Raw genomic sequence first — 12,499 nt, 5'->3', positions numbered from 1 at the left:
TTCGGAACACTTAGTCGGAGACAACAGCGGCACTGTGGCCTGGAAGAACGAGCTGGCCGGCGGAGACGGCGTCGAGCACGGCGCCGTCGTCCGTGGCCAGCAGCAGGGAGGTCCCGCGGACGGCGACCCGGCGCGGCTCGGCGGAGAAGTTCATCGCCACCTGGACCCGGCCGCGCCGCAACAGGAGCCAGCCTTCTGTTTCACTGAAGTCCACCGCGGTGTCCCCGAAGCCGGGACCGGCGAGCTCCGGTGTCGAGCGGCGCAGCGCGATCAGGGCCCGGTAGAGCTCCAGCAGCCGGGCGTGGTCCCCGTCCGCGGCCTCGGACCAGTCGAGCTTGGAACGCTTGAACGTCTCAGGATCCTGGGGATCAGGCACGACGGCGGGGTCCCAGCCCATGCGCTCGAATTCCTTGATGCGGCCTTCGGCGGTGGCCTTGCCGAGTTCCGGCTCCGGGTGCGAGGTGAAGAACTGCCACGGTGTGCTGGCCCCGTATTCCTCGCCCATGAACAGCATCGGGGTGAAGGGCGAGGTCAGGGTGGCGACGGCGGCGAGCGCCAGCTGCCCGTAGCCCAGCGACTGGGACAGCCTGTCACCGGTGGCCCGGTTGCCGATCTGGTCGTGGTTCTGGCTGCACACCACGAGGGCCGCGGGATGGACCAGGGCCGTATCGATGGGCCGGCCGTGATGCCGCTCCCGGAAGCTGGAGTAGCTGCCGTCGTGGAAGAACCCCGAGCGCAGGACCTTGGCCAGCGCCCCGAGCGATTCGAAGTCTGCGTAGTAGCCCGTGGCCTCACCGCTGACGTTGACGTGGACGGCATGGTGGAAGTCATCGCTCCACTGCCCGGCCAGTCCGTAGCCGTTGACGTCCCTCGGGTAGAGCAGCCGCGGATTGTTCAGGTCGGATTCGGCGATCATGGTGGCCGGGCGCCCGGTCTCCGCGGACACTTTGTCCGCGAGGGTGCCGAACTCCTCCAGCAGGTGGACCGCCCGCTCGTCCTTGAAGGCGTGCACGGCATCGAGGCGCAGCCCGTCCACGTGGTAGTCCCGGAGCCACATGGCCGCGTTGTCCAGAATGTACTCACGCACGACGTCGGAGCCGGGGCCGTCCAGGTTGACGGAGTCGCCCCAGGTGTTGCCCTCCCCCGATTTGAGGTACGGCCCGAACCTCGGGAGGTAGTTCCCGCTGGGGCCGAGGTGGTTGTAGACCACGTCCTGGATGACGCCGAGGCCGGCAGCATGGGCCGCGTCGACGAAGCGCTGATACGCGGCGGGTCCGCCGTAGCCCTCGTGCACGGCATACCAGAGCACACCGTCGTAGCCCCAGTTGTGGGTGCCGTTGAAGCCGTTGACCGGCAGCAGTTCCACGAAGTCGACGCCGAGCCCGGCCAGGTAGCCCAGCTTCCCGGCGGCCGCGTCCAGGGTGCCCTCGGGGGTGAAGGTGCCCAGGTGCAGCTCGTAGATCACGGCGCCTTGCAGCCCGCGTCCCTGCCACTGACCGTCTGCCCACTGGTGGCCGGCGGCGTCGAAGGTCCGCGAGAGGGAGTGGACGCCTTCGGGCTGGCGCCGCGACCGCGGGTCCGGCAGCGGCGTGGTGTCCCCGTCGAGGAGGTAGCCGTAGTCCACCTCGCCGGCGGCGGGAGCGCCGGCGGCTGTCCACCAGCCGCCGCGCGCCCCGCCGCTGCGGTCCATGGGGTACTTCCGGCCGTCAGCGAGCAGCGTGACCGCCTGCGCTTCCGGCGCCCAGAGATCGAAGCGTACGCTTCCGTGTGCAGGCAAGGTCATGGCATTCTTCCGTTCCCCATGTCGGTGTTCAAGGAGTGCTTAGGCGCCGGGCACCAGCAGGGCGACCGGGTAGCTCGCCAGGATCTGTCCCACGTTCACCTGACCCGGACCGAAGGAACGGCCCGTCAGCTCGTCGGTCATGGCGGCGGCCAGGCTGATGGCGGTGTCCTGCCAGCCGCCCTTGTGCCCCAGCCCGCGGGGCAGCCGGGTCGCGAGCGTGAGCGCCCCTACAGTGCCGGCGCCCCGGTTGAAGGCCAGCAGGTGCTCTGCCGCCGCCCCGGTGGCCGTGACCGGCGCGTAGCCGGCGAACAGTTCCGGCCGGTCCCGGCGCAGGCGCAGCGCCCGCGAGGTCACCAGCAGCTTCGCCGTTTCGTCGAGGAACGACGCCGGCCGCTCGCCGGCGTCGAGCGCGGCAAGGGCGCGCTTCGGGGCGTCGAAGCTGAACGGCCTGCGGTTGTCCGGATCGGTCAGCGATCGGTCCCAGAATTCCGTGCCCTGGTAGACGTCCGGGACCCCGGGCATGGTCAGCTGCACCACCTTGGCGCCCAGGGAATTGGCGGCGCCGTACGGTTCCAGCAAAGCCACCAGCGCCTCCAGTTCAGCGCGGACGGCTGCGTTGTCGAAGGCCGCGTCGACGGCGGCGGAGAGCTTTTCCTCAAAGCCCGTGTCCGGGTCCGTCCAGTTGGTCGAGTTGCCGGCCTCGCGGGCGGCCTTCCGCGCGTAGGACTGCAGCCGGTCCCGGTCCGCGGGCCATGCTCCGGCGATGGCCTGCCACAGCAGATTCGCCAGCGGGCCGTCGGGCAGCGGAGCGAGTTCCTGCAGCCGGGCCAGGGACGCTTTCCATTCCGGGGCCAGTTCCGCGAGCACCGAAATCCGGGCGCGGGTGTCCTCGCTGCGTTTCGTGTCGTGCGTGCTGAGGGTGGTCATGGACAGCGGCAGCTCCGCCTGGCGGCGGGCCATCCGGTTGTGGAACTCCTCCGGCGTCACGGCGAACTCCGTGGGATCCGCCCCGACTTCGGTCAGGGTGCCCAGCCGGGTGTAGCGGAAGAACGCGGTGTCTTCGACCCCCTTGGCCATCACCATCCCGGAGGTCTGCTGGAAGCGGCACCCCAGCTCCGCGCCGGCTTCAGGACCAGCATCCAGCAGCAGCGGCAGGAGCACGCCGACGGCGCCTTCCAGGTCGGGGCGGCGGCGGACCGCGAGTTCGCAGGATTCCTTGAGGACGTCTGCACCCTCCGGCAGGTAGCTGCGGTACACCGGGAACGCCGCGATGATTTCGGACAGCGCGTCGGCGGCCGCCTCGACCGTGAGGCCCGCATCGGCCGGCACCAGACGGGCCAGCCGGAGCATCTCGGAATGCAGGATCCCGTCCGTGATCCTCCGCTTGGTGCCGTGGATCATGTCCGCGTAGTCCGCGAGGCCACCGCGCAGCTCGGTGTCCAGCGCATCGAGGGCGCCCTGGCCGGCGGGGTCGATGAAGACCCGGTCCACGTCCGCCAGGGCGTCGTAGCCGGTGGTGCCCTCGCACTCGAAGCCGGCCGGGAGCACCTCCCCGGGCTCGAGGATCTTCTCGACCAGCAGGTAGCTGCCGCCGGTGACGTCCCGGAGCCGGCGCAGGTACCCCGCCGGATCGGCCAGGCCGTCCGGGTGGTCGATCCGCAGCCCGTCCACCAGCCCCTCGCGGAACCAGCGCACAATCTCCCCGTGGGCCTCGTCGAAGACCTCCGGAACCTCGACCCGGATGCCGGCCAGGCTGTTGACCGCAAAGAACCGGCGGTAGTTCAGCTCGTTGTCCGCCCGGCGCCAGCCGATCAGCTCATAGTGCTGCCGGTCGTGGACCTCGCGGGGGTTGTCGCCCTCGGCGTGGCTGCCCTCGGCGAGCGGGAAACGGTGGTCGTAATACCGCAGCTCCCCGTCCCGTACCTCCAACGCGTCAAGGTCGGAGTCCTCGCCCAGCACGGGGATCCGGATGCGGCCGCCGCCAAAGTCCCAGTCGACGTCGAACGCCGGGGCGTAGCGGGACTGCTGTCCCTCCTTGAGGAGGGACCACCACCACGGGTTCTGGGCGGGCGTGGCCACCCCAACGTGGTTGGGCACGATGTCCACGAGCACGCCCATACCGGCCTCCCGGGCGGCCCGGGAGGCTGCGATGAGCCCCCCGGCGCCGCCGCGGTCGGGGTCGACGGCGGAAGGGGCGGTGACGTCGTAGCCGTGGTCCGAGCCCTTCTCCGCCGTCAGGATCGGTGAGAGGTAGATCCAGTCCACGCCCAGCGATTTCAGGTAGGGCACTGTCTCGGCGGCATCCTGAAGCGTGAAGCCGGACCGTATCTGCAGCCTGTACGTCGAGACGGGCGTCCTCATGAAGCGGATCCCTTCCGGGCTTTCGGTCCCTTCGCGGCCGGCTTCTTGGCCGAGGTGCCTTTCGATGCGGAGTCCTTCGGGGCTGTCGATTTCTTAGCCGGGGCGCCCTCCAACGCGGATTCCGCTGCGGGTTCCTTCGCGGAACCTTCCTTCGCTGGCGGGGCCTCGACGGGACCTCCGCTTGCGGGAACAGTCTCTGCGGGAACCTCGTCCTCCGAAGCCTCGGCCCTGGCGGCCAGGGACGCGGCTGCGGAGTAGTCCACCTCCACCTCGGGGCCCGAGTGGGCGCGAAGAACCACCAGGGACTTGGCCGCCAGCTTCAGCACGGATCCGGCCTTGAGCGGTTCATCGGTGTCGGCCTGGTCCGAGGTGTCCACCAGGACGTCCCAGAACCGCGAGTACTCGTCGGCCGGGAGCAGGAAGTCCACGTTGTCGTCGTGGGCGTTGAAGGTCAACAGGAAGCTGTCGTCCGTGATCCGGCGGCCGCGGGAGTCCTGTTCCTGGATGCCGTGGCCGTTGTAGAAGACTCCGATGGTCCGGCCAAAGCCGCCGTCCCAGTCCTCGGGGAGCATTTCCTTGCCGTCGGTGTTCAGCCAGACGATGTCCGGAAGTTTCTCGCCCTCGCCACGGCGGACCGGCCGGCCGTCAAAGAAGCGGCTGCGACGGAACGTGGGGTGGTCGTGGCGGATCTTATTGACCACAGCAGTGAACTCCACCAGGGGCTGGTCCACGGCGTCCCAGTGCACCCAGCTCAGTTCTGAGTCCTGGCAGTAGGTGTTGTTGTTGCCCTGCTGGGTGCGGCCCAGCTCGTCGCCGTGCAGGAGCATCGGGACGCCCTGCGAGAGCAGCAGCGTGGCGATGAAGTTGCGCTGCTGCCGGGCACGGAGGGTTAGCACCTTGTCGTCTTCGGTGTCGCCTTCAGCGCCGCAGTTCCAGGACCGGTTGTGTGACTCGCCGTCGTTGTTGCCTTCGCCATTGGCGTCGTTGTGCTTCTCGTTATAGGACACGAGGTCGCGCATGGTGAAGCCGTCGTGGGCGGTCACGAAGTTGATGGAGGCCACCGGGCGGCGGGCGGAGCTCTCGTACAGGTCCGCGGAGCCGGTGAGGCGGGAGGCGAACTCGCCCAGGGTCGAGGGTTCGCCGCGCCAGAAGTCGCGGACCGTGTCGCGGTATTTGCCGTTCCACTCGGTCCACTGCGGCGGGAAGTTGCCCACCTGGTAGCCGCCGGGGCCGACGTCCCAGGGCTCGGCGATGAGTTTGACCTGGGACACGATCGGGTCCTGCTGAATGAGTTCGAAGAAGGTGGACAGCTTGTCCACGTCGTAGAACTCGCGGGCCAGCGTGGACGCGAGGTCGAAGCGGAAACCATCGACGTGCATTTCCGTCACCCAGTAGCGCAGGGAGTCCATGAGCAGCTGCAGGGAGTGCGGGTGCCGGACGTTGAGCGAGTTTCCCGTCCCGGTGTAGTCCATGTAGTGCTTCAGGTCGTCGTCGACCAGCCGGTAATAGGCCGCGTTGTCGATGCCTTTGAAGGACAAGGTGGGGCCCAGGTGGTTTCCCTCGGCGGTGTGGTTGTAGACCACGTCCAGGATCACCTCGATGCCGGCCTTGTGCAGATCGCGGACCATGGCCTTGAATTCCTGGACCTGGTGCCCGACGTCGCCGGTGGAGCTGTAGGTGTTCTGCGGCGCGAAGAAGCCGATGGTGTTGTAGCCCCAGTAGTTGTTGAGGCCCTTCTCCACCAGGGTGCCGTCGTTGATGAACTGGTGGACGGGCATGAGCTCGATCGCGGTGATCCCGAGCTTCTTGAGGTGCTCGATCACGGCGGGGTGCGACACGCCGGCGTACGTGCCGCGCTGGTCTTCCGGGATCTCCGGGTGCAGCTCGGTGAGGCCCTTGACGTGGGCCTCATAAATGACCGACTCGTGGTACGGGATGCGCAACTGGCGGTCACCGTCCCAGTCGAAGAACGGGTTGATGACCACACCGTGCATGGCGTGCGGGGCAGAGTCGCTGTCATTGCGCGACGCGGGATCTCCGAAGTTGTAGGAGTAGAGCGCCGGGTCCCAGTCGATCTGTCCCTGGATTGCCTTGGCGTAGGGGTCCAGCAGCAGCTTGGTGGGGTTGAAGCGGTTGCCGTTCTCCGGCTCGTACGGGCCGTGGACGCGGTAGCCGTACTTCTGGCCGGGCTGGATCTGCGGCAGGTAGCAGTGCCAGACGTAGCCGTCGACCTCGGTCAGCTCGATCCGGGTCTCGCTCAGGTCGTCAGCCAGGAGACAGAGCTCCACCTTTTCAGCGCGTTCGCTGAACAGGGCAAAGTTCGTGCCTGTGCCGTCAAAAGTGGCTCCCAGCGGATAAGCCGTTCCGGGCCATACTTCCATGTGTTCTCCTCGTGCGGTGCGGACAATCTCTAGACAACACTACTGGTAAGTAGGGTTACCATCCCCGTCGGGGCGCTTGTCGGGGCGCTTCATGTGCCCCTGATTACCACTCCCGCAGCACCCCCGGGAGGGCCTGGGCGATGGCACTGGCGGTCACGGGTCCCCCGCAGGAGGCCCGGACTCCGGCGCGGCCGTGGAGGCTGGCGGCCATTGCGGCGATCGCCGCCCATCTTGCGTCGGGATCGATGCCACGTTCTCCGAAGTGCCCGACGTCGGCACCCAGTTGGGCAAGCAGCGCACCGATAACTCCTGCCATTACGTCGCCGCTGCCTGCCGTGGCGATCCAGGGCGTGCCCTCGGCCTGGCTGTAGAAGTCCTGGAAGGGGGAAGCAACGAGGGTGGTGGCTCCCTTGAGCAGCACCGTGGCTTCGGTCAGACCCGCAGCCCGCCGCACCGCGCTTAGCGTGGATGCTTCTACCGCCGAGCGGTCCAGGGCAACCCCGAGGCGCTGGAGCAGGGACGCCAGTTCGCCAGCGTGCGGTGTCAGGATCACTTGCGGGGCCAGCACATCAGGCAGGGCCGGCAATGCTCCGGCGTCGGCAATCGTCGGCAGGCCCGAGTCTGCGGCGTCGCGGGCGCGCTGAAACTGCTGCTCATCGGAGTCATCCAGCCCGGAGCCCACAAGCCAGGCCTGGACGTGCGTATCGGCCACGGTTCCGGCGCTGCACACAACCTCAGGGCACGCCTGGCGGACGAGATCTGCGACGTCCGGCGGCCCAAGGTAACGCACCATGCCGACGCCGGCTGCCAGGGCGCCCTTGCAGGCCAGCACAGCGGCGCCGGGATAAGCACCGGAGCCTGCGACCACCCCAAGCACTCCCCTGGAGTACTTGTGCGCCCGCCGTTCCGGGCGTGGCAGCAGGGCGGAAAGATCCTCGGCCTCAAGCCGTCGCAGGGCCGGCCACGGTAGCCCTGCTTCGATGCCGATGGGAATGACCTGTACGCGGCCGGCGAAGTCCGCTCCGGGGTCTGCCAGCAGACCGGCCTTGGCGGCGCCAAAGGTCACCGTGACATCGGCGGTGAGGACCGGGGCGTGCGCCTCTCCGGTGTCGGCGTCGACGCCGCTGGGAATGTCGCAGGCCACCACCAGCCCGGGACGGAACCGCTCCAGCTCTTCGATGAGGGCAGCCGCGGGTCCCGTGAGCCCGCCTTGGGCGCCCGTTCCGAGGACCGCGTCAATCACGACGCCGGTACGCGCGGCCGCCGCTGCAACTTCCGCGACGTTCGCGGGTGCCAGGCGAAGCACCCGCCCGCCGGCTCTTTCGAAGGCCGCGAGGCCTTCCGCGTGGGCGTCGCCCGCGGTGAGCACCGCCGTCGTCCGCATTCCACGGCCGGCCAGCAGCGCGGCGGCGAACAGTCCGTCGCCTCCGTTGTTGCCCTTGCCCGCGAGCACCGTCACGCCGGCGCCGTAAAGGCGCTCCCCGCGATGCCGCAGCTCACGGACCACGGCGTTGGCCAGCCCGTAGGCCGCCCGCTGCATCAGAACAGCGCCCGCACCTTTATCCAGGAAAGGCTGTTCAGCCTCGCGTATCTGGGTTCCGGTGTAGGCGCTGATCATGATTTCAATCCATTCACTGTCGCTGGGAAGTGCCTGGTTCTTCAGCCGGTTCTATGTCAACCTTCGGCGAGAACCGTCGCGGTGGCGATCCCGCCGTCGTGGCTCATCGAGAGGTGCCAGCGCTTGACGCCCTTCGACTCGGCCACGGCCAGCACGGTGCCCTTGACCTGGACCGTGGGGCCGTTCTGGTCCAGCCCGATCCAGCAGTCCTGCCAGTTCATGCCGGCAGGAGCCCCCAGGACCTTGGCCACGGCTTCCTTGGCGGCGAACCGGGCGGCCAGGGACCGCGTGTTCAGTTCGCGCTCGGCCGGCACGAACAGCCTGTCGCGCAGCCCGGGGGTGCGCTCCAGCTGCCGGCCGAACCGTTCAATGTCTACGACGTCTACGCCAATGCCAACAATCATGCGGCTATTCTACGGTCACGCTCTTGGCCAGGTTGCGCGGCTGGTCCACGTCGTAGCCCTTGGCGGAGGCGAGAGCGAGCGCGAAGATCTGCAGCGGGACGGTGCTGAGCAGCGGCGCCAGCAGCGTCGGCGTCTCCGGAATGTAGAAGACGTGCTCGGCGTAGGCCTTGACCGCCTCGTCGCCCTCTTCCGCGATCACGATGGTCTTGGCGCCGCGTGCCCGGACCTCCTGGATGTTGGAGACCACCTTCGCGTGCAGAGAATCCCGGCCACGCGGTGACGGGACCACCACAAAGACCGGCTGGCCCTCTTCGATCAGAGCGATGGGACCGTGCTTGAGTTCGCCGGCGGCGAAGCCTTCGGCGTGGATGTAGGCGAGCTCCTTGAGCTTGAGTGCACCTTCCATCGCGACGGGGAAGCCGACGTGGCGGCCCAGGAACAGTACGGACTTGGCGTCGGCCATGGAGCGGCCGAGTTCCTTGATCTGGCCCTCGTTGTCCAGGATCTGCTGGATCTTGGCCGGGATCTTCCGGAGGTCGGCCAGGATGTCCTTGATCTCGCCCTGGAACTTGTTGCCGCGCAACTGTGCCAGATACAGGCCCAGCAGGTAGGCGGCGGTGATCTGTGCAAGGAACGACTTGGTGGAGGCGACGGCGATTTCCGGTCCGGCGTGCGTGTAGAGGACGGCATCCGATTCACGCGGGATGGTGGACCCGTTGGTGTTGCAGATGGAGACCGTCTTGGCGCCTTGTTCCTTGGCGTAGCGGACGGCCATGAGCGTGTCCATGGTCTCGCCGGACTGGGAGATGGAGACGATCAGGGTGTTCTCGTCGACGATCGGATCCCGGTAACGGAATTCGTGCGAGAGCTCCACCTCGGTGGGGATCCGGCACCAGTGCTCGATCGCGTACTTCGCGACCTGCCCGGCGTAGGCGGAAGTGCCGCAGGCCAGGACGATGATCTTGTCTACGCTCTTGAGCAGCTGCGGGTCGATCCGGACTTCGTCCAGCGTCAGCTTGCCGTGGAGGTCGGAGCGGCCCAGCAGGGTCTGCAGCACGGCGTCCGGCTGGTCGTGGATTTCCTTTTCCATAAAGGACGGGAAGCCGCCCTTTTCCGCCGAGGCCGGGTCCCAGTCGACCTTGTATTCCTTGCCTTCGGCCGGTGCACCGTAGAAGTCGGTGATCTCCACGGAGTCGGCGGTGATGGTGACGATCTGGTCCTGGCCCAGCTCGACGGCGCGGCGCGTGTAGTCAATGAAACCGGAGACGTCGGAGCCCAGGAAGTTCTCCCCCTCGCCGAGGCCCACCACGAGCGGTGAGTTGCGGCGTGCCGCCACGACGACGTCGGGCTGGTCGGCGTGAACGGCGAGCAGGGTGAAGGCGCCGTCGAGGCGCTGGCAGGCAAGCTGCATGGCCTTGGTCAGGCCGCCCTTGGAGAGGTCGCCGTTCAGCTGGTTCCGGTAGATGTCGGCCAGCAGGGCGGCGGCAACCTCGGTGTCCGTCTCGGAGAGGAACTTCGCTCCCTTGCCCACGAGCTCCAGCTTGAGTTCGGCGAAGTTTTCGATGATGCCGTTGTGGATCAGCGCCAGCTTCCCGCCGTCGGCCAGGTGCGGGTGCGCGTTCTGGTCCGTCGGTCCGCCGTGGGTGGCCCAGCGGGTGTGACCGATGCCGGTCAAGGATTCAGGCAGCGGGTTGGCCTCGAGCTCTGCGATCAGGTTGCTCAGTTTGCCCGACTTCTTGCGCGAGGAAATGGTCCCGTCCGCCACGACGGCGATGCCCGCCGAGTCGTAGCCCCGGTACTCAAGGCGCCGCAAGCCCTCGAGGACAACGTCCAGGGCATTGTGTCCAGTATTTGTCCGGCCAGCGGAGTGGCCCACATATCCAACGATTCCACACATGGACTCAAGCCTAGCCGGTTTCCCGGACCGCCGACGTAGGATGAACCGGTTTGACAGCCATCCCGCTTCGGTCCGGCCGGGTGGTACGGACCCGTCCATTTCGCTCTCAGGCCGGTGAAGGGCAGAATCTCTAGGGTGACTTTGCAACGCAATGAAGCGAACGGCGACGGCGTCTCCCCGTTCGTGGAGCTGGACCGGCAGACCTGGTCCCGGCTCGCCGCCCAGATGGAGCAGCCCCTCAATGAAGAGGATGTGCTGCGCCTGCGGGGCCTCGGCGATCCGCTCGACATGAAGGAAGTCCGCGAGGTCTACCTCCCCCTGTCCCGGCTCCTGCACCTGTATGTGGAGGCGGCCGGCCAGCTGCACTCGGCAACCACCACCTTCCTTGGCGAGCAGACCCAGCGCACGCCGTTCGTGATCGGCGTCGCCGGCTCGGTTGCTGTGGGCAAGTCCACCATCGCCCGGGTGCTCCGGGAAATGCTCCGGCGCTGGCCCGGCACGCCCAACGTGGAACTCATCACCACGGACGGTTTCCTCTACCCGCTGGCCGAACTGAAGCGCCGCCAGCTGCTGGAACGCAAGGGCTTTCCTGAGTCCTATGACCGCCGGGCGCTGCTCCGCTTTGTGAGCGAAATCAAAGGCGGCGCCGAGGAAGTCCGGGCGCCGTGGTACTCCCACGTGACGTATGACATTGTGCCGGGCAGGGAAGTCGTGGTCCGGCGCCCCGACGTGCTGATCGTGGAGGGACTCAATGTCCTGGCACCGGCCCGGCCCAGGCACGATGGCCGGCAGGGCCTGGCGCTGAGTGACTTCTTCGACTTTTCCATCTATGTTGATGCCAAAACGAGCTACATCGAGGAGTGGTACGTGGACCGTTTCCGCAAGTTGCGCACCACGGCCTTCGCGCAGCCGGAATCCTACTTCCACCGCTACGCCACGCTCTCGGACGCCGAGGCCGAGCAGACTGCCCGGGATATCTGGAAGCGCATCAATGAGCCGAACCTGGAGGAGAACGTCCTCCCCACCCGGGGTCGGGCACAGCTGGTCCTCACCAAGGACGCCGACCATTCCATCCGCCGCATGCTTCTGAGGAAGGTGTAGCACAGGTGTGCCACGACGGCGCCGTCGTCCCGGCAGCCGTGCCGGACTCCGGCCAGGCAATCCCCAGCCGGCGAGCCTTCAGCCGCTTGTTCCTGGCCGGTTCCGGCCTGACGGCCCTCGCCGCGTGCGCCCCCGGAGCGCCCCAGCCGCCGTCGTCCGCCCCGGCCTCCGGCCTGGTGTCCAGCACGGCAGGCACGACGGCGACGCCGGCCCCCGGTGCCAGCGTGCCCCCGCCCGCCTCGGCCTCCGCAGCGGCCACCGCCGGCGAGCCGGTCCCGGGCAGTACGCCGACCACGGAGACGGCCCCGGCGGTCCGGGTGCCCACCGCACCGGTGGCCGCGGCAGCGCCGCAGCACTCGCTCAGTGATCCGGCGAGTCCGTGGGTGGTCGTCAACAAGCACCGCCCGCTGTCACCCTCCACCTACAAGCCGGCAGACCTCGTCCGGCCCGCCGTTCGCCTCGCGGTCTCCGGCGAAGCCGCACAGCTGAACAGCACGACGGCGGCAGCTGCGGAGAAGATGTTTGCGGCTGCGGCCGGGGCCGGCGTCACCATGACGCTCGCCAGCGGATACCGTTCCTATGCCACGCAAGCGGCCACCTACAACGGCTATGTGAAATCGCAGGGACAGGCCGCGGCGGACACCGCCTCCGCCCGTCCGGGCCATTCCGAGCATCAGACAGGCTGGTCTTTCGATATCGGCGACGGCAGCGGGGCGTGCAGTTTCCAGCCGTGCTTCGCCGATCAGCCGGCAGCAGCCTGGGCCAAGGCCAATGCCCACCTGTTCGGATTCGTGGTGCGCTACCCCTGGATGCTCCAAGGCATCACCGGCTACTACTACGAGCCCTGGCATCTGCGTTATATCGGATCCGCGGAAGCCACCGAGATGAAGAACCGGGGCATCGAAACGCTGGAGGAGTACTTCGGCCTCGAGGCTGCGCCAGCCTACCTGTAGC

Annotated in this window: 8 protein-coding genes; 2 read left to right on the top strand and 6 right to left on the bottom strand. The window is 67.9% G+C overall.

Translation table 11 applies throughout. The annotated features are described in order from the left end of the window. Positions 1 to 10: 10 nt before the first annotated feature. From treZ to glmS, 6 genes are all read right to left on the bottom strand, one after another. Entirely contained in the window at positions 11 to 1,783 is a 1,773-nt protein-coding gene (treZ, locus tag ACVWZ8_RS13100) for a malto-oligosyltrehalose trehalohydrolase (RefSeq protein WP_426978932.1), read from the bottom strand. Positions 1,784 to 1,822: 39 nt separating this feature from the next. Continuing rightward, positions 1,823 to 4,144 carry a malto-oligosyltrehalose synthase gene (treY, locus tag ACVWZ8_RS13095; protein WP_456504848.1) on the bottom strand — a complete coding sequence of 774 codons (2,322 nt, stop codon included), beginning with the start codon at positions 4,142 to 4,144 and terminating at the stop codon, positions 1,823 to 1,825. Beyond that, positions 4,141 to 6,525: a glycogen debranching protein GlgX gene (gene glgX / locus ACVWZ8_RS13090; RefSeq protein ID WP_456504847.1), complete on the bottom strand. Its 2,385-nt coding sequence runs from the start codon at positions 6,523 to 6,525 to the stop codon at positions 4,141 to 4,143. Before glgX ends, treY begins: the two co-directional genes overlap by 4 nt. Before the next feature lie 103 nt (positions 6,526 to 6,628). After that, positions 6,629 to 8,143 carry an NAD(P)H-hydrate epimerase gene (locus tag ACVWZ8_RS13085; protein ID WP_426978936.1) on the bottom strand — a complete coding sequence of 505 codons (1,515 nt, stop codon included), beginning with the start codon at positions 8,141 to 8,143 and terminating at the stop codon, positions 6,629 to 6,631. 56 nt (positions 8,144 to 8,199) lie between these two features. Continuing rightward, positions 8,200 to 8,547, bottom strand: a complete 348-nt coding sequence (locus ACVWZ8_RS13080) for a holo-ACP synthase (protein ID WP_043482943.1) — start codon at positions 8,545 to 8,547, stop codon at positions 8,200 to 8,202. Between the two features lie 4 nt (positions 8,548 to 8,551). Continuing rightward, positions 8,552 to 10,444 carry a glutamine--fructose-6-phosphate transaminase (isomerizing) gene (gene glmS, locus ACVWZ8_RS13075; RefSeq protein WP_426978937.1) on the bottom strand — a complete coding sequence of 631 codons (1,893 nt, stop codon included), beginning with the start codon at positions 10,442 to 10,444 and terminating at the stop codon, positions 8,552 to 8,554. Between the two features lie 135 nt (positions 10,445 to 10,579). Between glmS and coaA the strand changes: the two genes are divergently transcribed. Both coaA and ACVWZ8_RS13065 read left to right on the top strand, forming a co-directional pair. Next, the gene (gene coaA / locus ACVWZ8_RS13070; RefSeq protein ID WP_426978939.1) at positions 10,580 to 11,545 is read left to right on the top strand and encodes a type I pantothenate kinase; all 966 of its coding nucleotides are present in this window, start codon (positions 10,580 to 10,582) and stop codon (positions 11,543 to 11,545) included. A gap of 5 nt (positions 11,546 to 11,550) precedes the next feature. Then, a complete protein-coding gene (locus tag ACVWZ8_RS13065; RefSeq protein WP_426978941.1) occupies positions 11,551 to 12,498 on the top strand; it encodes a M15 family metallopeptidase in 948 nt (315 codons plus the stop codon). The last annotated feature ends 1 nt before the right edge of the window (position 12,499 follow it).

This window comes from Arthrobacter sp. UYCu723 (assembly GCF_054059215.1).
Note: the sequence above shows the minus strand (reverse complement) of the source record. Positions and strands in the feature narration are given on the sequence as shown.

What these genes read in the sequence shown, in the direction of transcription:
- ACVWZ8_RS13080 (WP_043482943.1), bottom strand. Translation starts at nt 8,547, where the DNA reads ATGATTGTTGGCATTGGCGTAGACGTCGTAGACATTGAACGGTTCGGC.
- glgX (WP_456504847.1), bottom strand. Translation starts at nt 6,525, where the DNA reads ATGGAAGTATGGCCCGGAACGGCTTATCCGCTGGGAGCCACTTTTGAC.
- ACVWZ8_RS13085 (WP_426978936.1), bottom strand. Translation starts at nt 8,143, where the DNA reads ATGATCAGCGCCTACACCGGAACCCAGATACGCGAGGCTGAACAGCCT.
- treY (WP_456504848.1), bottom strand. Translation starts at nt 4,144, where the DNA reads ATGAGGACGCCCGTCTCGACGTACAGGCTGCAGATACGGTCCGGCTTC.
- treZ (WP_426978932.1), bottom strand. Translation starts at nt 1,783, where the DNA reads ATGACCTTGCCTGCACACGGAAGCGTACGCTTCGATCTCTGGGCGCCG.
- glmS (WP_426978937.1), bottom strand. Translation starts at nt 10,444, where the DNA reads ATGTGTGGAATCGTTGGATATGTGGGCCACTCCGCTGGCCGGACAAAT.